Annotated in this window: 22 protein-coding genes; 7 read left to right on the forward strand and 15 right to left on the reverse strand. The window is 59.5% G+C overall.

Annotation, left to right across the window (positions count from 1 at the left end; genetic code table 11):
• Window position 1 precedes the first annotated feature (1 nt).
• Both INT39_RS09970 and INT39_RS09975 read left to right on the forward strand, forming a co-directional pair.
• On the forward strand, window positions 2-1,414 hold the full coding sequence (locus tag INT39_RS09970; protein WP_193073800.1) for a Y-family DNA polymerase: 1,413 nt from the start codon (window positions 2-4) through the stop codon (window positions 1,412-1,414).
• A complete protein-coding gene (locus INT39_RS09975; protein ID WP_193073745.1) occupies window positions 1,411-4,491 on the forward strand; it encodes an error-prone DNA polymerase in 3,081 nt (1,026 codons plus the stop codon). The genes INT39_RS09970 and INT39_RS09975 overlap by 4 nt, the downstream gene beginning before the upstream one ends.
• Window positions 4,492-4,495: 4 nt before the next feature.
• On the opposite strand, the gene INT39_RS09980 is transcribed toward INT39_RS09975, so the two are convergent.
• The 3 genes from INT39_RS09980 to INT39_RS09990 all read right to left on the reverse strand — a co-directional run bounded on the left by INT39_RS09980 (window position 4,496) and on the right by INT39_RS09990 (window position 8,605).
• Window positions 4,496-5,365, reverse strand: coding sequence for an MBL fold metallo-hydrolase (locus INT39_RS09980; RefSeq protein WP_193073746.1), 870 nt, complete (start codon window positions 5,363-5,365; stop codon window positions 4,496-4,498).
• Window positions 5,366-5,438: 73 nt separating this feature from the next.
• Entirely contained in the window at window positions 5,439-6,812 is a 1,374-nt protein-coding gene (locus tag INT39_RS09985) for a solute carrier family 23 protein (protein ID WP_193073747.1), read from the reverse strand.
• Between the two features lie 164 nt (window positions 6,813-6,976).
• Window positions 6,977-8,605: an acyl-CoA synthetase gene (locus tag INT39_RS09990; protein ID WP_193073748.1), complete on the reverse strand. Its 1,629-nt coding sequence runs from the start codon at window positions 8,603-8,605 to the stop codon at window positions 6,977-6,979.
• 158 nt (window positions 8,606-8,763) lie between these two features.
• Here INT39_RS09990 and INT39_RS09995 point away from each other — a divergent pair, with 158 nt between their 5' ends.
• Together INT39_RS09995 and INT39_RS10000 are read left to right on the forward strand one after the other, a co-directional pair.
• Window positions 8,764-10,236 carry a PAS domain S-box protein gene (locus tag INT39_RS09995; protein WP_319021341.1) on the forward strand — a complete coding sequence of 491 codons (1,473 nt, stop codon included), beginning with the start codon at window positions 8,764-8,766 and terminating at the stop codon, window positions 10,234-10,236.
• 8 nt (window positions 10,237-10,244) lie between these two features.
• Complete coding sequence (locus INT39_RS10000; RefSeq protein WP_193073802.1) at window positions 10,245-10,877, forward strand: response regulator transcription factor; 633 nt, start codon at window positions 10,245-10,247, stop codon at window positions 10,875-10,877.
• 2 nt (window positions 10,878-10,879) lie between these two features.
• Here INT39_RS10000 and INT39_RS10005 read toward each other — a convergent pair whose 3' ends face one another.
• From INT39_RS10005 to INT39_RS10030, 6 genes are all read right to left on the reverse strand, one after another.
• On the reverse strand, window positions 10,880-11,053 hold the full coding sequence (locus INT39_RS10005; RefSeq protein WP_193073749.1) for a hypothetical protein: 174 nt from the start codon (window positions 11,051-11,053) through the stop codon (window positions 10,880-10,882).
• 162 nt (window positions 11,054-11,215) lie between these two features.
• Window positions 11,216-12,367, reverse strand: a complete 1,152-nt coding sequence (locus INT39_RS10010; protein ID WP_193073750.1) for an acyl-CoA dehydrogenase family protein — start codon at window positions 12,365-12,367, stop codon at window positions 11,216-11,218.
• Window positions 12,368-12,387: 20 nt separating this feature from the next.
• Complete coding sequence (locus INT39_RS10015) at window positions 12,388-13,470, reverse strand: enoyl-CoA hydratase/isomerase family protein (protein ID WP_193073751.1); 1,083 nt, start codon at window positions 13,468-13,470, stop codon at window positions 12,388-12,390.
• Window positions 13,467-14,360 (reverse strand): 3-hydroxyisobutyrate dehydrogenase, encoded by an 894-nt coding sequence (mmsB, locus tag INT39_RS10020; protein ID WP_193073752.1) that lies wholly within the window; start codon window positions 14,358-14,360, stop codon window positions 13,467-13,469. Before mmsB ends, INT39_RS10015 begins: the two co-directional genes overlap by 4 nt.
• 41 nt (window positions 14,361-14,401) lie before the next feature.
• Window positions 14,402-15,175 (reverse strand): enoyl-CoA hydratase, encoded by a 774-nt coding sequence (locus INT39_RS10025; RefSeq protein WP_193073753.1) that lies wholly within the window; start codon window positions 15,173-15,175, stop codon window positions 14,402-14,404.
• 55 nt (window positions 15,176-15,230) lie between these two features.
• Window positions 15,231-16,739 carry a CoA-acylating methylmalonate-semialdehyde dehydrogenase gene (locus INT39_RS10030; protein WP_193073754.1) on the reverse strand — a complete coding sequence of 503 codons (1,509 nt, stop codon included), beginning with the start codon at window positions 16,737-16,739 and terminating at the stop codon, window positions 15,231-15,233.
• Window positions 16,740-16,863: 124 nt separating this feature from the next.
• Here INT39_RS10030 and INT39_RS10035 point away from each other — a divergent pair, with 124 nt between their 5' ends.
• A complete protein-coding gene (locus tag INT39_RS10035; RefSeq protein ID WP_193073755.1) occupies window positions 16,864-17,754 on the forward strand; it encodes a LysR family transcriptional regulator in 891 nt (296 codons plus the stop codon).
• 42 nt (window positions 17,755-17,796) lie between these two features.
• Here the strand turns inward: INT39_RS10035 and INT39_RS10040 are convergent, their stop codons facing one another.
• The 5 genes from INT39_RS10040 to INT39_RS10060 form a co-directional block, all read right to left on the reverse strand.
• Window positions 17,797-18,558, reverse strand: a complete 762-nt coding sequence (locus INT39_RS10040) for an enoyl-CoA hydratase/isomerase family protein (RefSeq protein WP_193073756.1) — start codon at window positions 18,556-18,558, stop codon at window positions 17,797-17,799.
• Between the two features lie 30 nt (window positions 18,559-18,588).
• Window positions 18,589-19,443: a 3-hydroxybutyryl-CoA dehydrogenase gene (locus INT39_RS10045; protein ID WP_193073757.1), complete on the reverse strand. Its 855-nt coding sequence runs from the start codon at window positions 19,441-19,443 to the stop codon at window positions 18,589-18,591.
• A gap of 22 nt (window positions 19,444-19,465) precedes the next feature.
• Window positions 19,466-20,653, reverse strand: coding sequence for an acetyl-CoA C-acyltransferase family protein (locus INT39_RS10050; RefSeq protein ID WP_193073758.1), 1,188 nt, complete (start codon window positions 20,651-20,653; stop codon window positions 19,466-19,468).
• A 73-nt stretch (window positions 20,654-20,726) separates the two neighbouring features.
• Window positions 20,727-21,473: a glucose 1-dehydrogenase gene (locus INT39_RS10055; RefSeq protein WP_193073759.1), complete on the reverse strand. Its 747-nt coding sequence runs from the start codon at window positions 21,471-21,473 to the stop codon at window positions 20,727-20,729.
• 68 nt (window positions 21,474-21,541) lie between these two features.
• Window positions 21,542-21,958, reverse strand: a complete 417-nt coding sequence (locus INT39_RS10060) for a nuclear transport factor 2 family protein (RefSeq protein WP_193073760.1) — start codon at window positions 21,956-21,958, stop codon at window positions 21,542-21,544.
• A 224-nt stretch (window positions 21,959-22,182) separates the two neighbouring features.
• On the opposite strand from INT39_RS10060, the gene INT39_RS10065 reads away from it, so the two are divergent.
• Window positions 22,183-22,704 (forward strand): nuclear transport factor 2 family protein, encoded by a 522-nt coding sequence (locus tag INT39_RS10065; RefSeq protein ID WP_193073761.1) that lies wholly within the window; start codon window positions 22,183-22,185, stop codon window positions 22,702-22,704.
• Window positions 22,705-22,724: 20 nt separating this feature from the next.
• Here INT39_RS10065 and INT39_RS10070 read toward each other — a convergent pair whose 3' ends face one another.
• Window positions 22,725-23,720, reverse strand: coding sequence for an NADPH:quinone oxidoreductase family protein (locus tag INT39_RS10070; RefSeq protein ID WP_193073762.1), 996 nt, complete (start codon window positions 23,718-23,720; stop codon window positions 22,725-22,727).
• Between the two features lie 196 nt (window positions 23,721-23,916).
• Here INT39_RS10070 and INT39_RS10075 point away from each other — a divergent pair, with 196 nt between their 5' ends.
• On the forward strand, window positions 23,917-24,408 hold the full coding sequence (locus INT39_RS10075; protein ID WP_193073763.1) for a nuclear transport factor 2 family protein: 492 nt from the start codon (window positions 23,917-23,919) through the stop codon (window positions 24,406-24,408).
• The last annotated feature ends 10 nt before the right edge of the window (window positions 24,409-24,418 follow it).

The following is a 24,418-nucleotide window of genomic DNA, read 5'->3' on the forward strand; positions in this document are numbered from 1 at the left end:
CATGCGCTGGGCTTGTATTCTGCTCACTCAACTGGCGCTGGATGGCGTATCGCGCAGCCGTGACGATCAGACCCAGCCGCTGGTGCTGGTAGCCGGCCCGGCGCAGCGCCGGGTTATCCGGGCAGCCAATCCCGCAGCTCGTCAGCTGGGGCTCAAGCCCGGTCAGACGCTGATTGCCGCGCAAGCACTGACCAGTGGTTTTGCCGTGGCCGAGTATGATCAACAACAGATTGATCACTGGCAGCATTTCCTGGCCGCCTGGGCCTATCGTTTTAGTTCCCATGTCAGTCTGGATTATCCTCGGGCTCTGCTGTTGGAAATCGAGTCCAGTCTGGGACTGTTCGGCCCCTGGCCGCGTTTCGAACAGCGTTTGCGCACCGAGCTGACCGAGCTGGGCTTTCAGCACCGCATCGTGTTGGCGCCGAACCCGGCGGCGGCGCGGGCGTTGGCCAATGTGCATGATGGCCTGGCAGTTGACGATGCCGCCTTGCCGAGAGAAATCGAACGCCTGCCCATCAGTCGCTGTGGCTTGCCGACCGACACAGTGTCCGCCCTGGCCCGCATGGGGCTGCGGCAGGTGAAACAGTTGCTGGTATTGCCACGGGATACCCTGGGCCGACGTTTCCCCAAGGATGTGCTGTGGCATCTGGATACGCTGTTGGGCCATCAGCCGCTGGCGCTTGGCAACTTCCAGCCGGCAGATGAGTTTGCTGCACGGATCGAATTCAACTTCGAGGTCAACAACCATCAGGCGCTGCTGTTCCCGCTGCGCCGGCTGATCGCCGATCTGCATGCTTTTCTTGCCGGCCGGGACTGTGGCGTGCAGCAACTCATGCTGGCGCTGGAACACCGCAGTCTGGCAGCTACCCCGTTGCCGGTGGGCCTGCTGACGCCGGAGCGCGATACTCAATTATTGTTCGATGTGGCGCGTGGCCGCCTGGAGCAGTTACAACTGCCCGCACCGGTGTTGGCGCTGCGCCTGTCGGCGCCGAACCTGCCGGATTTCGTACCGCAATCACAGGCGCTCTTTGTCGAACGGCCGCAGCAATCCCAGCCCTGGGAGCAACTGCGTGAACGGTTGCGTGCCCGCCTGGGAGACCAGACCGTGTATGGGCTGGCCGCTGTGGCTGATCACCGTCCGGAGCGCAGTTGGTGTACCGATGTGGCGGGCGGCAGAGCAGGACAGCACGATGAGCGACCGCGCCCTGGCTGGTTGTTGACCGAGTCGCAGCTGCTGAATGACCTGGTGCCCGAGATTATCGCTGGCCCCGAGCGTATCGAGTCGGGCTGGTGGGATGCCGGCGATCTGCGGCGGGACTATTATATGGTCCGCACCCGGGACGGGCGTCGGGCCTGGGTCTGGCGCGCGGCCGACGGCTCAGGGCCGTTCATGCTGCAGGGTTGGTTCGCATGAACGCGGCCTATGCCGAGTTGCATTGCCTGAGCAACTTCAGCTTTCAGCGGGGCGCCTCCAGTGCCGATGAACTGTTTGCCCGGGCGCATCAGCACGGTTATCGGGCTCTGGCGATCACTGACGAATGTACCCTGGCCGGGATCGTGCGGGCCTGGCAGGCGGCGAAGGAACATCAGTTGCCGTTGATCGTCGGCAGTGAAATGCAGGTGGAGAACGGGCCGAAGCTGGTGATACTGGTGGAGAACCTGCAGGGCTATCAACGGCTGTGCCAGTTGATAACCCTGGCCCGGCGGCGTGCGGAAAAGGGATGCTATCGGCTGCTGCGTGAGGATATCGGCGCTGATATGTCCGGGTTGCTGGCGTTATGGTTGCCTGCGGATAATGAGGACGTCAGCAAAACCGGCGTCTGGCTGAAAGACCGGTTTCCCGCGTCCCTGTGGTTGGCTATCGAGCTGCATCAGGGCGTCGATGATGCTCAGCGTCTGGCCCGGCTGCAGGCGCTGGCTGCCAGCCTGGATATTCCGGCGGTGGCCGCCGGGGGTGTGCACATGCACGCCCGCGGGCGTCGGGCATTGCAGGACACCATTACATCCATCCGACACCACTGTCGGGTGGACGAAGCCGGTCACCGCCTGTTCGCCAATGGCGAACGGCATCTGCGCAGTCGAGAGGTGCTGGTCGGTATCTATCCGGTGGCGTTGTTGGACGAAACGCTGCGTATTGCCGAACGCTGCCAATTCGATCTCAGTAAGCTGAAGTACCAGTACCCCCGCGAACTGGTACCGGCAGGACATACCCCGGCGTCCTGGGTGCGGCAGTTGACCGAGGAGGGTATCGCCTGGCGCTGGCCCGCCGGTATTTCCGCCAAGCTGCGCGGGCAGATCGAGACAGAGCTGACGCTGATTTCCGACCTGGAATATGAAAGCTATTTTCTGACCGTGCATGACATCGTCCGTTTTGCCCGCAGCCAGCATATCCTCTGCCAGGGGCGCGGCTCGGCGGCCAACTCGGCGGTGTGCTTTGCCCTGGGCATCACCGAGATCGACCCGGTGCACAGCAATCTATTGTTCGAGCGCTTTCTGTCCCGCGAGCGCAACGAGCCGCCGGACATCGATGTGGATTTCGAACACGAGCGGCGCGAGGAAGTGATCCAGTACGTGTTCCGCCGCTATGGCCGCCGCCGCGCCGCGCTGACCGCCGTGGTCAGCAGCTATCATACCGCCGGTGCCGTGCGGGATGTGGGCAAGGCGCTGGGGCTGCCAGCCGAGCAGGTCGATACTCTGGCGCGTTGTTGCGGACGCTGGAGCGATCATATTCCCACGCCGGAGCGGCTGCGCGAGGCTGGTTTCGATCCGGACAGTCCGATACTGCACCGGGTTCTGACCCTGAGTGGGCAACTGATTGGCTTCCCCCGTCACCTGTCCCAGCATCCAGGCGGCTTCGTCATCTCCGAGCAACCGCTGGATACCCTGGTACCGGTGGAAAATGCCGCCATGGACGGGCGCACCATCATCCAGTGGGATAAGGATGACCTGGACGCCGTCGGCCTGCTCAAGGTGGATATCCTGGCACTGGGCATGCTCACCGCGCTGCGCCGCTGTTTCGATCTGGTGCGTCATTACCGGGGCCGCGAACTGACCCTGGCGACCATTCCGGCAGATGACGGGCCGACCTACGACATGATCGGCCGGGCTGACACCATCGGCGTGTTCCAGATCGAGTCGCGGGCACAAATGAGTATGTTGCCGCGACTCAGGCCTCGGGAATTCTATGATTTGGTGATCGAGGTGGCGATCGTGCGTCCTGGGCCGATCCAGGGCGATATGGTGCATCCGTATCTGCGCCGGCGAAACCGGGAAGAACCGGTCACCTATCCATCAGAAGCACTGGAAAAGGTGCTGAAGCGCACCTTGGGTGTACCGCTGTTCCAGGAGCAGGTGATGGAACTGGCCATTGTCGCTGCGGGTTATACCGCAGGCGAGGCAGATGAACTGCGCCGCGCCATGGCCGCCTGGAAGCGTCGCGGCGGATTGGAGCCACACCGGGAAAAGCTCACCAACGGCATGCTTGAGCGCGGCTACGACCGCGAGTTTGCCGAGCGCCTCTTCGAGCAGATCAAAGGCTTTGGTGAGTATGGCTTTCCAGAATCCCACTCGGCCAGTTTCGCCTTGCTGACCTACGCCAGCAGCTGGCTGAAATGCCATGAACCGGCCGCCTTCACCTGCGCTTTGATCAACAGCTGGCCGATGGGCTTCTACAGTCCCGATCAGTTGCTGCAGGACGCCCGCCGGCATGACATTCAGACGTTTCCGGTGGATGTGCGTTACAGCGATTGGGATTGTTCATTGGAGCGCTGCGGCGATGGTCAGCTCGGTATTCGTCTGGGATGGCGCATGGTGGCTGGTTTTCATATCGAAGATGCTCGACTGATCGAACGGACCCGCCAGCAGCAGCCTTTTACCGATGTCAGTGACCTGAGCCTGCGAACGGGCTTGAATGCTCGTGCCCGAGATCTGTTGGCTGATGCCGGGGCGTTGCGTGGGCTGGCTGGCAACCGCTATTGCGCTCGCTGGGCTATGGCCGGTATTGAACCTCAGCTGCCGTTGTTTGCCGGACAGCCAGCGCTGGCCGAGGTTCCGGTAACATTACCCCTGCCGTCGGAAGCGGAAGAAATGCAGGCTGACTATGCGCTGGTCGGTACCACCATGGGACGCCACCCCATGGCCATTTTGCGCCCGCAACTGCGTGCTCGGCGCTGCCGCGATTCGAAGGAGTTAAAGGCGCTTGAGCATGGTCGTCCGGTGACGGTCGCTGGGCTGGTGACTGGCCGGCAGCGCCCCGGCACTGCCAGTGGAGTGACCTTTGTCACCCTGGAAGATGAACACGGCATGATCAATGTGGTGGTCTGGCGCGCCTTGGCCGAGCGCCAGCGCAAGGAGCTGGTGCTATCGAGCATGCTTCAGGTACATGGCCGGCTGGAGACCAAGGAGGGTGTTCGTCATCTCATTGCCTCTCGTCTGGTCGACCTGACGCCGATGTTGAATGGCCTGGCTACTCGTAGCAGGGACTTCCATTGATAGCTCAATGATCTGCTTTCTGCAGATTATCGCTGGTATCGCGAACCCGGTAGAGTCCCGACTCCTCATCGCGCCCGATGCGTGCCACGGCAATTTTCGCGTCATGGGTGAATACCAGGCGTCCATTATCGGCAACCATGTCATTGAGCAGCGCTTCCTTCTCGCCGATCAGAATCTCGGGGAAACGGTCATAGCCCATGGTGATCGGCAGATGTACCCAGGGCGCGCCGGGGATCAGATCACCGGGAAATACCACAGGACCATCGGGCATATCGAATTCAGGTAACATCAGTCCCGGCGTGTGACCATCACTGAAGCGGAAGCGCCAGTCTGGCCCGAGGGTGGGAGAGTGTTGACCGTCCTTAACCAGCTCCAGGCGCCCGCTGGCTTCAAGCAAACCGAGCAGTTGCGGAATGAAGGAGGCCTGATCCCGCGGATGTGGCCGCCGCGCACGTGCCCAGTGGCGATGGCCGGTGATGAAAGTGGCGTTGGGGAACAGCAGCTCGGAAGGTTTGCCCTCCTGCCAGGCGCTCAACAGGCCGCCGGCATGATCGAAGTGCAGGTGAGTAAGTATCACAACATCCATATCTTCATGGGTGAGGCCGATCTCAGCCAGACTGTCGAGCAAAACGTGTTGACGCTCGACCACGCCGTAACGTTCTTTCATTTCCGGAGAGAAAAAAGCCCCGATCCCGGTTTCGATGAGAATGTTGCGATCGTCCTCCTGTACCAGCAAGGCGCGGCAGCTCAGGGCGATGCGGTTGTGTTCATCTGTTTCAACCCAACGTGACCACAGCGCCTTGGGTGCGTTGCCGAACATGGCGCCGCCGTCCAGTCGCTGGCTATTGCCTTCGAGGGTGGTGAAAGTACGCATAAGGAACTCCCCTGTATCCCTACGCCGGTGCAATGACCGGCGTAGGGATGATTGCAAAGAAACGCTGAGGCGATCAGCTCTGATTCTGTTCTGGCTTGGCTGGCTTACTGATACTGCGGAACTTGAGCAGATGAGTGCGCTCGACCAGGATGTAAAGCACCACACCTGCGGCCAGCCCCCAACCAGCACCGTATACGGCCAGTACCACGCCCATGGTGCCGGCAATGCCGCGCTCGGTATTGTTGTTGAGCTGCTCGAAACCGACCATCAGGCAGATATAGCCGGTGAGAATCAGTGTCAGCGACAGGGCAATCGGCAGGACCGGCTGGAAGAAACTCACCAGCGGCAGCAGAAACAGCGCCAGAAAGCCGGTAATCCAGAAGGTGCCGGCACCGCTGTAGATCGACTCCATGGCATGGCGGCCATATTTGTAGCGTTCCGCCATGGTGGCAGCAACGGCCGTCCACAAGGGGCCGGCCAGACCGGGAGAGGGCGCGAAGAAGGCATGCATCGCATTGCGGAGGGCGGTCACCAGATGCACCCGGTCAATGTTGTTCTCGATCACTTCGTCGGTGCGCAGCTCGTCAGCGCGCTGCATCAGAGACTGGCCAACAATGATGTCGCCAAAGGCAATGATGTAGGCGATAACCGCTGTGGGTATGGCCAGCATGAACACCTTGGCATCCGGGAAGCCAAGGGTGAATGGCAGGTAGTTCCACATCTCGGCGAATGCGGGTGCGGTGATGCCGAAGCGGACATCCGGCATCTCATATTCGCCGGTGATGATACCCACGAAGATGGCCACGAGCATGCCAGGTACCATGCCGTAGTTGACCACTTTGCGCGCAAATGGAACCCGCTCGGTCAACCCCTTGAAGGACACTGAGAACATCAAGTAAAGACAGACCAGACTGCCGATTACCAGAGAAAAGGGTGTGGCAGCCAGCCGTCCACCGGTCTCGATTTCACCAATGAGTGCGGCAATACCGGCGCCAATGATGATGCCGCCCTTCATCGAGTTCGGAATCAGCCGGACCAGTACACTACCGAGGCGTGTGATACCGAGGAACAGGAAGATGACAAACACCAGAAACTGCAAGGCGAACAATGCCTGAATGGCTTCCGGGCCGGGTTCGAAATCACCGAGGAACAGCAGAACCACGGGAATGCCAGGCGTAATCCAGCCGGGTACAAAAGGCACACCGAGTAGCGCCGGCAGCATGAAACCAACACCACAGACCACCACATAGGCCAGCGCTACATCATAGGGCAGGCCGAGATAGGCCTGCAGTAGCGGGATCATGCCGAGGCTGACCACAAACATGATCAGGGCCTGAAGCATTTCTGCCATTTCCCAGCGGTAGTGAATGAAAGGCAGGCGGACCTTGAATGGTCCACAGGGCCAGTAAGGTTGTTCGGTACCATCGACGCGTTTGTACACTTGCATGTAATACTCCTTTGGCCAAACGGCAGGCGCAGAGCCTCGTGGCCTGGCTGTCCGCTGGCTTATTGTTGTTGTGAAACAGGAAATATCCGCCGGTCAGGTCGGCGGCCCTGCGGTACCTGCAGGGCGCATTGCAGCTTTACTTCAGTGTTTCTCTGGAAGCTCGATCAGCTGACTTCGGGTTGACTGGCCCAGTCCCGCAGAACATATTTCTGAATCTTGCCGGTGGAGGTTTTCGGCAATTCGGTGAAGATCACATGCCGGGGCACCTTGAAGGCCGCCAGATGGTCGCGACAGAAGCTGATGATGTCTGCTTCCTGGAGCGTCTGTCCGGCCTTGAGGGTGATGAAGGCGCAGGGCGTTTCGCCCCACTTGTCATCGGGTTTGGCCACCACCGCCGCTTCCAGCACCGCTGGGTGACGGTAGAGCACACCTTCGACCTCGATGGTGGAGATGTTCTCGCCGCCGGAAATGATGATGTCCTTCAGGCGGTCCTTGATCTGCACATAACCATCGGCATGCCAGACGCCCAGGTCGCCGGTATGGAACCAGCCGCCGTCGAATGCCTCGGCGGTGGCGGCGGGGTTCTTCAGGTAACCTTTCATCACGGTATTACCGCGCATGAAAATCTCACCAATACTCTCGCCGTCACGCGGGACCGGCTGCATGGTCTTGCGGTCGGCGACCATGACGCCCTCCAGGGTCGGATAACGCACGCCCTGGCGAGCTTTGATGGTGGCGCGCTCATCCAGTGGCAACTGATCCCAATCATCATGCCAGGCGCAGACGGTAACCGGGCCATAGGTCTCGGTCAGACCATAGACGTGCGTGACCTTGATACCCATTTCCTCGACGGCACCAATCACCTTGGCCGGTGGTGCAGCGCCGGCAACCATGGTGTGTACCGGGTGATCGATGGCTGCCTTGGCTTCCGGCGGCATATTTACCAGCGCGTTCAACACGATGGGGGCGCCGCACATGTGGGTGACCTGCTCCTCATGGATCAGATTGAGGATTTTCTGTGGGTCTACCCGGCGCAGGAATACATGTACACCCGCCATGGCAGTGACCGTCCAGGGGTAGCACCAGCCGTTGCAATGGAACATCGGCAGCGTCCACAGGTACACCGGGTGCTGGCCCATGTTCCAGGTCATCTGATTGCCCATGGCATTGAGGAAAGCGCCGCGGTGGTGATAGACCACGCCCTTGGGATTGCCGGTGGTACCGGAGGTGTAGTTCAGGCTGATGGCATCCCACTCGTCATCGGGCAACTGCCAGACGAAGTCGGGATCGCCTTCGGCCAGAAAGGCCTCGTAATCCAGGGGGCTGGTGGCCTGACCTTCACCATATGCGGGGTCGTTGACGTCGATCACCAGCGGCGGGTGGTCGAGCATGCCAATGGCCGCGTGCACGATATCGCTGAACTCGCGATCAGCGATCAGCACCTTGGCTTCGCCATGCTGCAGCATGAACGCAATGGCTTCGGCATCCAGACGTACGTTCAGGGTATTGAGCACCGCTCCGATCATCGGTACGCCGAAATGCGCTTCGAGCATTTCCGGGATATTCGGCAGCATCACCGCGACGGTATCGCCCTTGCCGATGTTACGGTTCTTCAACGCCGATGCCAGGCGGCGACAGCGGGTATAGGTCTCGGCCCAGGTGCGGCGCACTGCGCCATGCACAACGGCAGGGTAACTCGGATAGACACTGGCCGTGCGTTCGATGAAGGTCAGCGGCGACAGGGCAGTGTGATTGACAGCGGTGGCCGGGAGGCCTTCCTGAAAGATGGACATGGGTCGTATCCTGTATGGCGTTTTATTAGCTCTTGTTTAGAGAGAATGCGTTATCTTTTGGGCATTCCCTTGTATTGCTTGAGGCTAGTTATAGGTTATCTCGTTCGATATTGGAAGTATTACTAAAGTAATATAGTAATTTTACTATAGGTGATTGGGTGCCAAACAAGAACAAAGCCGAGCCAGCAGCACGCTGGCTACTCCCCGCCGCCGACCCCCTGCCAGCGGCGGTCTTCGATGCCCAGGCACGCTTGTGCGACTGGAACCCAGCCATGCACGCCTGGCTGGCAGCCGGCACGGCGCCGGACGAGCTGCTGCCGCAGAATCACAGGCATCTGGTGAAAGCCGTACTGGAACAGCAGCGCGCCATTGACGGGGTGCAGGTGGCAACCCCGGATCGGCGGCAGCTGCTATGGACATTCTTTCCGCTGGTGGAAGGGCATGTGCTGGGCCGCGCGCAGGACGCCACCGATAATCTGCAAACCTATCAGCAGGCCCAGGTGGCCCGCCGCCTGTATCGATTGATCATCGAGAACACTACCGACCTCATCTCCCGGCACACACCTGCTGGCGAATTTCTCGACGCGTCCCCGGCAGCCTGGGCGCTGCTGGGTTACTGGCCGGAGCAATTGCGCGGCCGCGGGATCGAGCAACTGATCCATCCGCAGGAACGGAACGGCCTCATGCAGCGCTACGCCAAGGCTCTGGAGCAGGACGGCTATCTGACTGTCAGCTACCAGATCCGCCATCGCGACGGTCATTATCTGTGGTTTGAAACGGCCAGTCGGGCGATCCGGGAAACCTATACCGGCAACGTGGTGGAGTACATCAGTGTGTCCCGAGACATCACCGAACGGGTGCGGAGCGAGGAGCGTAGCCGGCGCCTGCAGGAAGAGCTGACCCACGCCACCCGGCTGGCAGCGCTGGGTGAACTGGCCTCCGGCATCGCCCATGAAATCAACCAGCCGCTGGCCGCCATCGTCAACTACGCCAATGCCAGCCAGCGCTATCTTACGGCACTGCAACCGGAGGGCGAAGCTGGCCAGCGCCTCACTCAGGGACTGGAGCGCATCACTGGCCATGCTCAACATGCCGCCGAAGTGATCAAGCGCATGCGTGCCTTTCTGCGCAAGGGGCCGCGCAAGGCCCAGCGGGTCAGCCCGGCGCAACTGGTAGAGGACGCTCTGCGCCTGTGCGCCTGGGAAGCCCAGCAGCAACAGGTGGACATCATCCAGCAGATTCCACCAGAACTGCCCGATGTGCATGTGGATCCGATACTGGTACAACAGGTACTGCTTAATTTGCTGCGCAACGCCATCGAGGCCAACCGCGACCTTCATCCAGACAGTCCATCGCAGATATCTCTGCGGCTGAGCGCTAGTGAGCGCCGGGTCAACCTGATGGTGATTGATCAAGGCCCCGGCGCCAGTATCGAGCAACTGGGTAAGCTCTTTACTCCTTTCTATACCAGCAAGGCCAACGGACTCGGGTTGGGGCTGTCGATGAGCCAGAGCATTCTCGAAAGTTTCGATGGCGGACTGGAGGCACGCCCCGCCGAGCAGGGCGGGCTCTGCTTGCACGGCTGGCTACCGACTCTGCCTGACCTACAAGAACAAACAACGGAGAACTGAATATGGACATGCAACAGCAGCGGGTATACGTAGTGGACGACGACCAGGGCATGCTCGACTCCACTGTATGGTTGCTGGAATCGGTCGGCCTGCAGGCCATCCCCTACACTTCAGGCCAGGCCTTCCTCGACAACTACAGCGAAACACTGCCTGCCTGCGTCCTGCTGGACATCCGCATGCCCGGCATGGGCGGCCTCGCCGTGCAGGACGCACTGCGTGAGCGGGGTAGCCAACTGCCAATCATTTTTGTCAGCGCCCACGCCGACGTGCCCATTGTGGTGCGCGCCTTCCGCGGCGGCGCCGTGGATTTCATCGAAAAGCCCTACAACGAACAGCTGTTGCTCGACAGCGTCCAGCGCGCGCTGCGCCTGAACCAGCGCCCCTCCGCCAGCAGCCCACAAACCGCAGAAGTACAGGAACGCCTCACCCAACTCACCTCCCGTGAACGCGACGTACTGCTGCCGCTGGTGCAGGGCTACAGTAACCGGGAAATTGCCGAGCAATTGGGCGTGAGCGTCAAGACCGTGGATTTATACCGCTCACGGGTGATGAAGCGGATGCAGGCCACGAGCCTGCCGGCGCTGGTAGGTATGGCGATCGGCGTGGGGCTGATCGAGCCGTTCAAACTACAGGCGAGATGAGCTTACAGCCAGTGGGCTGGGTTCATGGCGTGGCAGCTCATGGTATGGCAGGGAATACTGGTCGACTGGTTGGCATGGGCTACATTGGTGCGGTGTACGGCGAGAATGGATAGCACCGTCAACAGGGCAATGAAGAAGGCAACGATGGTAACGGCATTGACATAGTGTTTATGCATGGCATCAGGGTCCTGCTCTATTTGTTCTTATTTTGTCTTGGGCCAGCTGAATGTATCAGCTGCGAGCTTTATTATTATGGATGCTAGTCGAGTTTCTGTTGATAAACAATCCGAACGGTATTTTTTATCAACGGCCGGGTGGTGGCCCGGCCGTTTTCGCCCTCACAATGCGTAGTTCTTCAACTCCCTGGCAATCAACAGCCGCTGGATCTCGCTGGTGCCTTCGTAGATCTGGGTAATCCGCGCGTCACGATACAGCCGCTCCACCGGATAATCCTCAAGATAACCGTAGCCGCCGTGAATTTGCACAGCTTTGGAACAAACATCCTCGGCCATTTCGCTGGCAAACAGCTTGGCCTGGGAGGCTTCCGACAGGCAGGGCAGCCCTTCGGTGCGCAGGCGGGCCGCATGCAGGATCAACAACCGCGTGGCATTGATGCGGGTGTGCATGTCGGCCAGCATGTTGGCGATGCTCTGGTGCTCGGTCAGCGGCACACCGAACTGGGTGCGCTCGCGGGCGTAGGTGAGCGCCGCCTCGAAGGCCGAGCGGGCGATGCCCAGGGCCTGGGCGGCGATACCGATACGGCCGCCTTCCAGGTTGGATAGAGCAATGGCCAAGCCCTTGCCGCGGGGTCCGAGCATATTGGCTTCCGGAATGCGGCAGTCATCCAGGGTCACGGCGCAGGTATCCGAGCCGCGGATGCCCATCTTGTGCTCCATGCGCTCGATCTTGAAACCGGGATTGTCGGTGGGTACGAGAAATGCCGACAGACCTTTCTTGCCCAGCTCTGGGTCGGTCACGGCAAAGACGATAGCCAGCTGCGCCCGCTTGGCGTTGCTGACGAACTGCTTGGCGCCGTTGATCACCCATTCGCCATTGTCCAATACCGCCCGGGTGCGCAGATTGTGGGCTTCGGAGCCCGCCTGGGGTTCGGTCAAGGCGAAGCAACCAATCGCCCTGCCAGTAGCCAGATCCGGCAACCAGGTCTCTTGCTGCTCGGTGTTGCCAAACTTGAGTAACGGGCCGCAGCCCACCGAGTTGTGGATGCTCATCATTGCCCCCGTGGCGCTGCACCCGGCGGCGATCTCTTCCACGGCCAGGGCGTAGGCGACATAGTCGACGTAGCTGCCGCCCCATTCCTCGGGCACCACCATGCCCAGCAGACCCAGCTCGCCCATTTGGCGTACCACGGCATCATCGATCCAGCCGGACTTGTCCCATTCCGCAGCACGCGGCGCCAACTCGCTCTGGGCGAACTGGCGGGCCATGTCGCGGATCATGCGCTGGTCTTCGTTAAGTTCGATATCGTGCATGTGTTCCGTCTCCCTATCCGTCAGGCCTGGCGCCGTTCATTGGTACTGTGTGCGGTGAAGCCGGCGAAGAACTCCGCGACCTGTTCTGCTTTTACCTCGGCCAGCGTGGGCGGGTTCCAGCGCGGACTCTTGTCCTTGTCGACAATCAGCGCCCGTACGCCTTCCATGATGTCGCCCTTGGCGAACCACTGGCGGTCCAGGTGCAGCTCCAGCGCGAAACAATCTGCCAGATCCAACTCGCGGCCGCGACGCAGCAGTTCCAGGGTCACATTCATGGCCAGCGGTGATTTGCTATCGATGGCTGCCAGGGTGCGCTCGGCCCAGTCCTGATAGGCGGGGCAATCTTCGGCAGCCAGGGAAGCCCGAATCCTGAGCATGTCCGGATGGCTGAAGTGTCGGTCAATGGCCGAGCGCAGCGCCTTGACTTCCGAGCCGGGGACTTTCTGCGAGGCACGTTTGTGCAGCAACTGATCCAGATCGCGGGCCGGGTCATCCGACCACCTCTGGCTGTTCAGCGCCTGATCCAGCTCCGCGACGAGATCACTGCTGATGCAATGATCGGCCAGGCCGCAGTACAGGGCATCGGCAGCGCGGATATGCGAGCCGGTCACACCCAGGTACTGGCCGATGGCGCCCTCCAGGCGGGGCAGGAAATAACTCCCGCCGACATCCGGGAAGTAGCCGATACCGGTTTCCGGCATGCCCATCTTCACCCGCTCGGTGACGACGCGGTGCGAGGCAGCCTGGGCCAGGCCCATGCCGCCGCCGAGCACGAAGCCGTCCATCAGTGCCAGCACGGGCTTGGGGTAGCCATGGAGTACCTGATCCATGGCGTACTCCTCTTCAAAGAAGGTGACGTACATACCATCGCCTGCCTTGAAACTGTCATACAGACCACGGATGTCGCCGCCGGCGCAGAAGGCCTTTTCGCCATTGGCCCGCAGCACGACTAAATGCACGGCCGGGTCGTTGTGCCAGGCGTCCAGTTGCTGGCGCAGGCCGCGGACCATCTCCAGGCTCAGGGCATTGAGCCCGGCCGGACGGTTGAGGGTCAGGTGGCCGACGCCGTTACGCACTTCGGCCAGTACGCTCTGCTCGGTCATTCGATCGCTCCGTTGTACATCTTGATGATGGCGGAGAAATCCAGCTCGCCATTACCCTGGCCGCTGAAGGTCTGATACAACTGCTGCGCCAGGGCGCCGAGCACTACTGGCTGGCGTGCCTGCTTGGCGGCCTCGGTGGCCAGCCCCAGATCCTTGAGCATCAGATCGGTGCCGAAGCCGCCGGTGTAGCCGCGGGACGCCGGGGCGCTTTCCAGCACGCCGGGGTAGGGGTTGTAGGTATCGGTACTCCAGCAGCGGCCGCTGGAGGTGTTGATGATGCCAGCCAGTACCTTGGGGTCCATGCCCAGGGAGACGCCCAGGTTCATGGCCTCGGCCGCGCCGATCATGGAGATGCCCAGCAGCATGTTGTTGGCCACCTTGGCGACCTGGCCATTGCCACTCGGCCCGCAATAGACGATGTTCTTGCCCATGGCCTGCAATACCGGCAGGGCGGCGTCGAAGTCGGTCTGTTCACCGCCGACCATGAAGGTCAGGGTACCCGCCGCGGCACCACCGGTGCCGCCGGAAACCGGCGCATCAATCATGCGGTTGCCCTTTGCCGCCGCGGCAGTAGCTACTTCCCGGGCGCTCATGGGGTCGATGGTGGAACTGTCGATCAACCGCACCTCGGGTGCCACTTTGGCCAGCAGGCCGTCTTCACCCAAATAGACACCTTTCACATGTTGGGCGGCGGGCAGCATGGTGATGATCATTTCCACATCGCTGCCGGCCAGCGCGGCAATGCTGGGCGCGGCGCTGGCGCCGGCCTCTACCAGGTTGGCAACGGCGGGCTGGGACAGATCGAATACGGTCAGTTGATGGCCGGCCTTGATGAGGTTGTGGGCCATGGGGCCGCCCATGTTGCCGAGGCCGAGGAATCCGATTTTCATATGAGCTACCTCTTATTCTTGTCAGCTAGTTGTATTGATGCTCAAGCATGCTTGAAATTGGGTTTACGCTTCTCGGCAAACGCCTGCATGCCTTCGGTCTGGTCGGCAGTGGCGAAGATCGAGTGGAATACCCGGCGCTCGAAACGCACACCTTCACTCAGGCTACTCTCGAATACCCGATTGACGCACTCCTTGGTCATCATCACGCTCGGCAGGGACTTGCTGGCGATGACCTGAGCAGTCTTCAGGGTTTCTTCCAGCAGTTGGTCGACCGGAATGATGCGCGCGACCAGGCCAGCCTGCTCGGCTTCCTGGGCATCCATCTGGCGACCGGTCAAACACATTTCCATTGCCTTGGCCTTGCCGATGGCGCGGGTCAGGCGCTGGGTGCCGCCGATGCCGGGCAGTACGCCCAGGTTGATTTCGGGTTGACCGAAGCGGGCATTGTCGGCGGCATAGATGAAGTCACAGATCATTGCCAGTTCGCAGCCGCCACCCAGGGCGTAGCCAGCCACTGCGGCAATCAACGGCTTGCGGCGGTTGGCTATGCGGTCGGCAGGGGAGAAGAAGTCATCCATGAACACGCCGGGGTATTGCAGATCGACCATCTGCTTGATATCGGCACCAGCAGCGAAGGCCTTGCTGGAGCCGGTCAGGACTACACAACCGATCTTCGGGTCGTTCTCGAACTGGTCCAGCGCCTGGTTCAGTTCATCCAGCACCTGGGTATTCAGCGCATTCAGCGCCTGGGGGCGGTTCAAGGTAATCAGGCCCACACGCTCGCGGGTCTCGATCAGAATGGTTTCAAAACTCATGTCGCTACTCCAACAAAAAGAGGCCGGTCCATTTTTGGTAGCCGGCCTATAAGACTTACTTCAGCGTGATGGTGGTGTTGACCGCCGCGGCCTGCTCGTCGTCATCAAACCAGCGCGCGGTAATGGTCTTGGTCTGAGTGTAGAACAGGATTACCTGCTTGCCGTAGGGACCCAGATCACCCAGCTTGGAGCCGCGTGAGCCGCTGAACGAGAACAGCGGGACCGGTACTGGAATCGGCACGTTGATACCCACCTGGCCAACGTCGATATCTTCCTGGAAGCGGCGGGCTATGCCACCGGAGCGGGTGAAGATGGCGGTGCCGTTACCGTTCGGGTTGGCGTTGATGATGTCGATGGCCTCATCCAGATTGTCCGCCTGCATCACGCACAACACCGGCCCGAAGATTTCGTCATCATAGATAGTCATGCCCGGCTTGACGCCGGCAAAGATGGTCGGGCCAACGAAGTTGCCGTCTGCGTAGCCGGGTACGTCGGGGTTGCGGCCGTCGAGTACCAGCTCGGCGCCCTCGTCGATGCCTTTCTGGATAAAGCCGTTGACGCGTTCCAGGGCTGCGGTAGAAATGACCGGGCCGACATCGGTGCCCGGCTCGACACCACCACTGACCTTCAGGGTTTGCGCCTTGCGTGCCAGCTCCGGCAACCAGTTGCGTGCCTCGCCCACCAGAATGACTACCGGCAAGGCCATGCAGCGCTGACCGGCTGCGCCGAAGGCGGCACCGATCAGGTTGTTCAGGGTCTGTTCCTTGTTGGCGTCGGGCATGACGATGGCGTGGTTCTTGGCGCCCATCATGCACTGCACACGCTTGCCAGCCTGGGTGGCACGGTTGTATACGTGGGTGCCGACATGGGTGGAGCCGACGAAGGACACGGCTTTGATGTCGGGGTGGTCACAGATGCCGTTCACTGCGTCCACACCACCGTGGATCACGTTCAAGACACCGGCTGGAATACCGGCTTCCAGCGCCAGTTCCACCAGACGCATGGTGACCATCGGGTCCTGCTCGGAGGGCTTGAGCACGAAGGTGTTGCCGGTGGCGATGGCCATCGGGAACATCCACAACGGGATCATCGCCGGGAAGTTGAACGGCGTGATGCCGGCGCAGACGCCCAGCGGCTGCATCAGAGTATAGGTATCCACGCCGCCGGCCACGTTGTTGGCTATCTCGCCCAGCTGCAGGTTGCCCACCGCGGAGGCATGCTCGACCACTTCCAGGCCGCGGAAGACATCGCCCTCGGCATCGGCCAGAGTCTTGCCCTGTTCGGCAGTGAGGATGGCGGCCAGCTCCTTGATGTTCTCGTGGATCAGCTGCTGGTACTTGAGAAAGATGCGCGCCCGGGCGCCGATCGGCGTCTTGCGCCAGGTCTTGAAGGCCTGCTTGGCGCCGGCTACCGCCGCATTGATTTCATCCTGGGTGGCGAAGGGCACACGGGCCAGGACTTCCTGGGTCGCGGGGTTGATGACGTCGCGCCATTGATCAGTCTTTGATTCGATGAATTCGCCGTTGATCAGCAGTTTGACGGTGGGGATGTTGTTATTGCTCATTGTTGTCCTCTGGGCCGCGGCCCTTGTCGTCTTGGAAGATGTCATGGATAGTAGCAGTGCGTTTTTCCCATAAACAATTGGCTCATTCGCAAGTTGGGTCTGCGTTTTTGCACAGGGGGTGGGTATGGACTGGGATAACCTGCGGTTTTTTCTCGAATTAAGCAGAGCAGGGCGGCTGACCACAGCGGCGCGGCGCCTCGGCGTGGACCACACCACGGTATCCAGACGGCTGCAGGCCTTGGAGAAAAGCCTGGGCGTGGCGCTATTTCTCCGTGATACCAGTGGCTACACCCTGACCGAAGCCGGGCGCAGCCTGTTGCCGCAAGTCGAGTTGATGGAAGGGGCCAGCGTGCGTATCGAGCAGGCGCTGCCCAATCCGGGTGAAACCCTGTCCGGCCAGGTGCGCATCGGTGCTACCGAGGGTTATGGCACCATGCTGGTGGCCGGCCAATTGAGTGAGCTCAGTCACCGCCATCCGCACCTGCACCTCGATTTGCTGGCGCTGCCGCGCGCCGTGCGCCTGTCCCGCCATGAGGCCGATATTGTTATCACTCTGGAACGCCCAGAGCGCGGGCCGTTCATCATTACCAAGCTCACCGACTATGTGTTGCGCCTGTATGCCGGCAAGGATTACCTGCAGCAGCACGGCCCGATCACCAGCCGCAGCGACCTGGAAAAACACCGCTTCGTCAGCTATGTGGATGATCTGGTATTCAGTAAGGACCTACTGTTTCTTGACGAAATCGCCGGTTCCGGCGCAGTCGGGGTGCGAAGTACCAGCGTGCTGGCCCAGCAGGAAGCCATCGCCGCTGGCGCCGGATTGGGCATTCTGCCGGCGTTCACTGCTGATCAGGATCCGCGTCTGAGCCTGATCATGCCGGCGCAGATCCGCTTCATCCGTACCTTCTGGATGCTGATGCCAATTGAGCTGAAGGACATTGCGCGGATGCGGGTGACCTGGGATTTTCTGAGGGAGAGGGCGGAGCGGGAGAGGGGGCGGTTGATGGGGCTGTAAAGAATAACCCGCTTGCATGAGCCTGGGCTAGACCAGCCACCACTATCTACGCTTGACCAGAAACCTGGCAACCGCTGCATGAAACTCGGGCTGTTCGATGCACTGGCTGAAAGCCTGCTTCTCGGCGGCCAGTTGGCTGCACAGATCCTGTTGCAGTGCGGCTTGCATCAACCGTTTGATGCTGGCGCTGGCCAGTGCCGGTAGTTCCGCGAGCTGATTGGCCAGATTGAGGGTCTGTTCTGCAAGTTGTTCTGCTTCCACCACCCGATTGACCAGTCCCAGCCGTTGGGCTTCGTCTGCCTTGATGCTGTCGCCCAGCAAGGCTACAGCCAAAGCATTACGCAGACCCAGCAAGCGTGGCAGTGTCCAGGTGATCCCCAGATCGCCACTCGCGGCCAATGCGGTATAAGCAAAGCTGAAACGGGTATTGTCTGCAGCAATCAGCAGGTCACAGGCTAGCGCCAGACTCATGCCCGCCCCGGCTACCGGACCTTGCACGCTGCCCAGCACTATCTTGTCGCTGGCGTTGAGCAACTGGATGGCCTGATTCATCGGCTCGATCAAGCCTTCTGGAATACTCTCTGGGTCACGGCTGAACTGGGCAATATCACCTCCGGCCATGAACGAGCGGCCCGCGCCGCTGAGAATGATGACGCGAATACGCTCATCCGCTACGGCCTCGGTTACCGCCTGTAGAAAGGCCCCGGCCATGGCGCTATCGATCGCATTGAGGGATGTCGGGCGATTGAATTGCAACTGCACAAACTTGCCGGATTGCTCTACCGTTAATGGCAGATCGGACATGAGTATTTCCTTGCATTGAACCGCCCGGCACTAGGCCGGGTAGTGATAGAAGCCCTGACCGCTCTTGCGTCCGAGGTAGCCAGCCTCGACCATTTCGCGCAGCAGCGGGGCAGGGCGGTACTTGCTGTCGTTGAAGCTGGTATAGAACACCTCCATGACCGCCAGCAGCGTATCCAGGCCGATCAGGTCAGCCAATGCCAGCGGGCCGATCGGGTGGCTGCAACCCAGGCGCATGCCCAGATCGATATCCTCGGCACTGGCAATCCCTTCCTGCAGGACGAATACCGCTTCGTTGATCATCGGTACCAGGATGCGGTTGACCGCAAAGCCGGCGCTGTTGCGCACACTGATGGCGGTCTTGTGGATGGCAGTGACGAACTCGGTGGCTGCCTGACGGGTTGTCTCGTTGGTCTGCAGACCACCAATCAACTCGACCAGTGCCATGACCGGTACCGGGTTGAAGAAGTGCATGCCGATGACCCGCTCCGGCCGGCTGCTGGCCGAGGCCAGTCGGGTAATCGAGATCGAGGAGGTGTTGCTGGCGATAATGGCCTGCTCGGAGACAATCGCGTCGACCTGACGGATCAGCGCCAGCTTGACCTGTTCCGCTTCGGAGGCGGCTTCGATCACCAGGTCGGCGGATTCCAGCGCGGACAGTTCGGTGCTGGTGCGGATATTGCCCAGCGCCTGCTGCTTGTCCTCGGTATTCAACTTTTCTTTCTGTACCAGGCGCTCAAGGCTACGGTCGATAGTGTGCAGGGCACGTTCCAGTGCCGCTTCGTTGAGGTCGACCATGGTGACCTGAAAGCCAGCGCTGGCACAGACCTGCGCGATGCCGTTGCCCATGGTACCGGCGCCAATCACGCCTACGTTGCGGATTATCATCCTGTTATTCTCCTGTCCTGTATCAAACGCGTTCGAAAATGGCCGCGATACCCTGACCGCCGCCGATACACATGGTAACCAGTGCATAGCGTCCACCGGTGCGCTGCAATTCATATATGGCCTTGGTGCTGATGATCGCGCCGGTGGCACCGACCGGATGACCCAGCGAGATGCCGGAACCATTGGGGTTGACGATCTCGGGGTTCAGTTCCAGCTCCTGCACCACGGCGCAGGCCTGCGCGGCAAAGGCTTCGTTGGCTTCGATCACATCCATGTCCGCCAGGCTCAGGCCTGTACGCTGCATCACCAGGCGAGTCGCGGGGATCGGACCGATGCCCATGTACTCTGGCTCCACGCCCGCGTGGGCATAGCCGACCAGGCGCGCCAGGGGTACCAGGTTGTGCCGCTTGACCGCATCCCCTTCCGCCAGTACCAGCGCAGCGGCGCCATCATTCAGACCCGAAGCGTTGCCTGCGGTGACGCTGCCATTATCCCGCTGGAACACCGGCTTCATGCCGGACAGTTGTTCCAGGCTGACATCCTCACGAATGTGCTCATCAGTGTCGAAACTGATCACGCCCTTGCGGGTGCGGATGCTCACCGGCACGATCTGCTCGCTGAAATAGCCCTTGTCCCGGGCTCGGGCGGCTCGCCGCTGGCTTTCCAGAGACAGTTCGTCCTGCGCTTCGCGGCTGATGTTGTAGCGTTTGGCAACATTCTCGGCGGTGACGCCCATATGGATGCCCTGCCAGGGGTCATGCAGAATGCCGTTCATATAATCTACTGCCTGGGCATCGCCCAGGCGGGCACCCCAGCGCATGGCTGGCATGATGAAAGGACCGCGGCTCATGCTTTCCGCGCCACCACCAATGGCAATATCGGTATCGCCCAACAGAATCGATTGGGCTGCTGAAATAATGGCCTGCAGCCCCGAGCCACACAGGCGATTGACGTTGAACGCCGGGGTTTCCTTGGGGATGCCCGAGTCCATGGCGGCTATCCGGCTGAGGTAGGCGTCCTTTGGCTCGGTGGGGATGACATTACCCATGACCACATGGCCGACCGCCGCGGGGTCAACGCCAGAGCGGCTCAGCGCGGCGCTGACTGCTGTAGTTGCAATTTCGGTCAAGGGTTGGTCTTTCAGGCTGCCGCCGAAGCTGCCGATGGCCGTACGGGCCGCTCCTACAACATATATTTGACGTTGTGCCATGGTTTTTTATCTTCCTATTGCGCTGCGCAAGCAGGTTTTATTAATTATCTAAATGATGGGCATGTTAGTCGAACTACTGGGCGAGCATGCCCGCGTCTACAAGGTATTCGCTGCCAGTGATGTAGGATGCTTCATCAGATGCCAGGAATAACACCAGGTTGGATACTTCAGCAGGGTCGGCAATACGCCCTAGAGGTATCAGATCCAAGGCATCGCCCCCGCTTTCATCGGTTGCCTCAACCATCATCGGAGTCTGAATAAACCCTGGATGCACTGAGTTTACGCGGATGTTTTTTCTGCCATATTCAATTGCGGCTGCCTTCGTCATCCCCCGGACAGCAAATTTGCTCGCCACATAGGCAAGGTTCGGAAAGCCATAGTTCGCGGCCATGCCGGCAATAGATGAAATATTCACAATGGATCCCGAGCCCGCTTTGAGCATGGAAGGAATAGCCGCCTGCATACCCAGAAATACGGAGTGTTGATTTACATTGCAGACTTTCAGGTAATCATCTTCCGTGAGCTGCTGGGTATTTGCTACGGGCCCGAGGATGCCAGCGTTGTTAACCAATATATTGAGTGACCCAAAGGCTTCTTCAGCGGAGGCAATGACAGATTTCCAGGACGACGCAGATGTCACGTCGTGCTTCAGAAATAGCGCGTTGCTGCCGAGTTCCAGGGCCAGGGGCCGTCCAGCATCCTCTGAAATATCGGTCAGAATTACCTTTGCCCCTTCAGCAATGAAGCGCCGAGCATGGGATTCGCCCATGCCTCTGGCTGCGCCAGTAATTAGCGCCACTTTGCGTCCTAATCTTCCCATAATCTTGCCCTCTTGTTGTTATGCTGGGTACTGTGTTAGTTATCCCCTTGTCGGGGTAATGCTATGGACTACTCGGCAATGAAGGTCTGATACATATGCAATGTGTCGCTGTATTCCTTGATGCCGGTGATGTGATTGCCGTCTACTTCAAACAGGAAGTGGTAGGTGTTTCTAAACACCTTCCCATTGTTCAGCTCCGCGCAAGACTCTGCCTCCACCGCAACACGCTTGCCTTCCGCGGTCCATCCGTTGGGTGTAATCGGTAGGGCTTCCCGCTTGTATACATTAACGATGCCGCCCAACAGTTGGCCCATCTCATGCTTGCTGTAACTGCCTGAAATGCCGGGTACATTTCCAGATACCCACCAGGTACATTCATCGTCCAGGCACTCGATAATCGCATTTACGTTGCCGGTCGAAAAAACATCCAGAAAGTGGCGCACTACCTCTTTGTTGTGTTCGCGTAGGTCGTTGGGTGCGTTCACTGAATTACTCCTATGCCTTGGGTTATACCGACAGTAGCCTGGTCGCAGGGCAGCCAGGCAGGTTCTGGTTTCCTGCATATTTACGCTATCAATAACATTCCTGCTTTATCTGGGTCAACATTTGTGTTGATATTCGAGGTGCGAAAGGGTGTTTGACAGCCTCAATAGTATTTGAGCCGGGCGGAATTGACTGGAAGAAATCACAATCAGAGCGTGAGGAAGGTATGGATAAAGCAATGCACGTATTGCTGGATAAACAAGCTATCTATGAAGTGCTGGTCCGCTACTGTCGTGGCGCGGATCGATGCGACGAGACGTTAATTCGTTCCGTCTATCATGATGACGCTTATGATGACCACGGTTACTGGCGAGGATCGGGGAGCGATTTTGCACGCTTCGTCTCCGCTCGCCTGGCTGCGGCCAACGTGGCGACCACGCACTCTATTAGCAACGTACTGATCGAGGTTGACGGAGATAGTGCACGTTCCGAGTCACAGGTCGTGGCGACGTTGATACGTAAGGATCGCCCGCGGTTGGCGGATGTAATGGGAGCGCGTTATCTGGACCGTTTATCCAGACGCAATGATGAATGGAAAATTGACCAACGCACCGTAGTGCTGGATTGGCACAAGGTTGACGCCTGGGCTGAAACGGAAGCACCAATTCCTTTGGATGGTTTCACGCGGGGCGCCCGTTTCCCGACTGATCCGGTATATCAACTCATGGCAACAAAGCAGTCTGGCTGAGCGAGGCTACTGATGCTTTACTAGAAAGACTGGCTAGTTGGCGTGACTACCAATTTGCCGGTCAGGTTGCGGGATAATATGGCCCGGAGTGCCTCCGGGGTTTTTTCCAGTGGATAGGTTCTTGAAATCAGGGGGCTCAGCTTGCCTGCCCTGTACATATCCGATAGATGGCTAAAGCTGGCCTGATGCTGATCCGGATTGCGTTGAACCGCGGGCCACCAAAAGATGCCAACCATTTGAAAATTCTTCAGCAATAGCAAGTTGGCCGGAATCTCTGGAATCTGTCCACTGGCGAAGCCGACAATCAACAACCTGCCATCATGGTTCATACAGCGCGACATGCTGTTGAAGGCTTCGCCACCAACAGTATCCATGCATAGATCAGCACCCCGGCCATCGGTCAGCTCGAGCACGCGCTGTTTCAAATCTTCTCGACTGTAATTGATCAGATGATCAGCGCCATGCTCTTGAGCAACCCCCAGCTTATTGGCAGAGCTGGCGACAGCGATCACCTTGGCACCGAGAGCTTTGGCAATCTCAATGCAGGCTAGGCCGACCCCGCCTGCCGCACCTAGGACCACGAGCGTTTCACCCTGCTGTAGCCGGCCACGTTGGACTAGCGCGTAGTAGCTAGTGCCATAGGATGAGTAGAATGCGGATGCCATGATGTAATCCATGCCCTCGGGTATTGAAACCGCAAGTTCAGCACGAGCGGCGGCTTCTTCGGCAAAACCGCCATAGCCGTCGCGGGTTAGCGCCATGATCCGGTCACCTACATTATAGGAGGTGACATCAGAGCCGACTTCAATGACCTCGCCAGCGACTTCAAACCCCGGAGTGAAGGGCATGGGCGGTTTGGCCTGATACTGCCCCTGGATGATGAGATTGTCAGGAAAGTTGATCGCAGCAGCATGCACCCTGATTCGGATATCACTAGGCCCTATGCCCGGACTATCCATATCGCCAAGTATCAGCGTCTCGGCCGGACCGTATTTTCTGCAAATGATGGCCCGCATGGTGGCCTCCTGTAGTTGGATGGGGAGAGCAAGACAGATAAAACATTGACGCCGATGAGGGGGTTTAGTCAACCATTTCGTTGACTGGAGTTGGCTCACAGGTTTGCTTTTGTAGCTATGCAGTCAACCTTGGTGTTGACTGTGGCCAATAAAGGCTGCAGGATTATTGCAAGCCAAAAAAGAAAGGAAATGCATCATGTCAGATGTCGAACGCAGGCTCAAAGCACTGGAAGATCGCGCTGAGTTACAGGATCTAGCCGTCCGCTATTTTGTTGCGACAGACGATGATGACTACGCAACGATGGAGGCGCTTTTCTCTCCTGATGCCGTCTTCTGTGCGGGTGAATTCACAGGGGGAACTGATCGCTCAACGATCATGACGTTTTTGCGTAATGCAAGGGCCAATATGGGCGTCACTATCCATACTCCTGATTACAGCCTGGTCTCTTTCACTGGTGAGAATAGCGCAACCGGCTTGGTTGGCGCCCACCTCGAAATTGCCATGAGCGGCCAGAGTCTGTTTGGGGCTGTGCGGTACCAAGACGAATATGTGCGTTTGGCCGGGAAATGGCATTTCGCACGAAGAGAAATGCTGACTATACATATGGGCCCGTGGGACCAAGTAGCAACATCGCTTACCGCCTGCGTATTCCGCGCCATCGTGACCACCCATTCCGTTTCAACGTGACCGCCTGTTC

This window comes from Pseudomonas sp. FME51, assembly GCF_014897305.1.

What these genes read in the sequence shown, in the direction of transcription:
- INT39_RS10000 (WP_193073802.1), top strand. Translation starts at nt 10,245, where the DNA reads ATGCAACAGCAGCGGGTATACGTAGTGGACGACGACCAGGGCATGCTC.
- INT39_RS10005 (WP_193073749.1), bottom strand. Translation starts at nt 11,053, where the DNA reads ATGCATAAACACTATGTCAATGCCGTTACCATCGTTGCCTTCTTCATT.
- INT39_RS10035 (WP_193073755.1), top strand. Translation starts at nt 16,864, where the DNA reads ATGGACTGGGATAACCTGCGGTTTTTTCTCGAATTAAGCAGAGCAGGG.
- INT39_RS10055 (WP_193073759.1), bottom strand. Translation starts at nt 21,473, where the DNA reads ATGGGAAGATTAGGACGCAAAGTGGCGCTAATTACTGGCGCAGCCAGA.
- INT39_RS10030 (WP_193073754.1), bottom strand. Translation starts at nt 16,739, where the DNA reads ATGAGCAATAACAACATCCCCACCGTCAAACTGCTGATCAACGGCGAA.
- INT39_RS09990 (WP_193073748.1), bottom strand. Translation starts at nt 8,605, where the DNA reads ATGTCCATCTTTCAGGAAGGCCTCCCGGCCACCGCTGTCAATCACACT.
- INT39_RS10045 (WP_193073757.1), bottom strand. Translation starts at nt 19,443, where the DNA reads ATGATAATCCGCAACGTAGGCGTGATTGGCGCCGGTACCATGGGCAAC.
- INT39_RS10040 (WP_193073756.1), bottom strand. Translation starts at nt 18,558, where the DNA reads ATGTCCGATCTGCCATTAACGGTAGAGCAATCCGGCAAGTTTGTGCAG.
- INT39_RS09975 (WP_193073745.1), top strand. Translation starts at nt 1,411, where the DNA reads ATGAACGCGGCCTATGCCGAGTTGCATTGCCTGAGCAACTTCAGCTTT.
- INT39_RS09985 (WP_193073747.1), bottom strand. Translation starts at nt 6,812, where the DNA reads ATGCAAGTGTACAAACGCGTCGATGGTACCGAACAACCTTACTGGCCC.
- INT39_RS10010 (WP_193073750.1), bottom strand. Translation starts at nt 12,367, where the DNA reads ATGCACGATATCGAACTTAACGAAGACCAGCGCATGATCCGCGACATG.
- mmsB (WP_193073752.1), bottom strand. Translation starts at nt 14,360, where the DNA reads ATGAAAATCGGATTCCTCGGCCTCGGCAACATGGGCGGCCCCATGGCC.
- INT39_RS10025 (WP_193073753.1), bottom strand. Translation starts at nt 15,175, where the DNA reads ATGAGTTTTGAAACCATTCTGATCGAGACCCGCGAGCGTGTGGGCCTG.
- INT39_RS10070 (WP_193073762.1), bottom strand. Translation starts at nt 23,720, where the DNA reads ATGCGGGCCATCATTTGCAGAAAATACGGTCCGGCCGAGACGCTGATA.
- INT39_RS10065 (WP_193073761.1), top strand. Translation starts at nt 22,183, where the DNA reads ATGGATAAAGCAATGCACGTATTGCTGGATAAACAAGCTATCTATGAA.
- INT39_RS09980 (WP_193073746.1), bottom strand. Translation starts at nt 5,365, where the DNA reads ATGCGTACTTTCACCACCCTCGAAGGCAATAGCCAGCGACTGGACGGC.
- INT39_RS10015 (WP_193073751.1), bottom strand. Translation starts at nt 13,470, where the DNA reads ATGACCGAGCAGAGCGTACTGGCCGAAGTGCGTAACGGCGTCGGCCAC.
- INT39_RS10075 (WP_193073763.1), top strand. Translation starts at nt 23,917, where the DNA reads ATGTCAGATGTCGAACGCAGGCTCAAAGCACTGGAAGATCGCGCTGAG.
- INT39_RS09970 (WP_193073800.1), top strand. Translation starts at nt 2, where the DNA reads ATGCGCTGGGCTTGTATTCTGCTCACTCAACTGGCGCTGGATGGCGTA.
- INT39_RS10050 (WP_193073758.1), bottom strand. Translation starts at nt 20,653, where the DNA reads ATGGCACAACGTCAAATATATGTTGTAGGAGCGGCCCGTACGGCCATC.